A 398-nucleotide genomic window follows, 5' to 3' on the forward strand; every position below is an offset into this window, starting at 1 on the left:
GATAGGCGCCGGCCTTTTCCGTCTCCGGATTTTTTGGCCCCAAATTTCCGGCTTCGCTCATTCGCCGTCAAAAGCTCCAAGGACCGCAGGCGGCCGATTCCTGCGCATAGTCTCGCCCGCACGGCTCGGCGCCGTCAATGTCGCGGGAGAAAGGCGAAGAGGCGGGAGGCTGGAACAATGACCCGTTCCGGGCTCGTTAGGGCTGCTTCCTTCCGGACCTGACCCGGTTGGCGAGTGGATCGTCCACCACCAACCTCCCACGCTCCATATCGGCAATTCAGCGGCGAAATGCAAGGGCAGAGGTAAACGGCCGGCCGGGCCGCGCAGGCGCGACAGCCTTGAAATCCGCAATAGCGGCCAATGATTCGCTTGCAGCCATCTTGCCGCCGCTCTAGCTG

The 398-nt window shown here is 62.8% G+C and carries 1 other RNA gene; it reads right to left on the reverse strand.

Annotation, left to right across the window (positions count from 1 at the left end):
• Window positions 1-161: 161 nt before the first annotated feature.
• Window positions 162-258, reverse strand: an RNA gene (gene ffs, locus EOA38_RS38805) — signal recognition particle sRNA small type.
• Window positions 259-398: the final 140 nt, after the last annotated feature.

The sequence above is a fragment of the Mesorhizobium sp. M1E.F.Ca.ET.041.01.1.1 genome (genome assembly GCF_003997355.1).
In the GTDB taxonomy this organism is placed as follows: Bacteria; Pseudomonadota; Alphaproteobacteria; order Rhizobiales; family Rhizobiaceae; genus Mesorhizobium.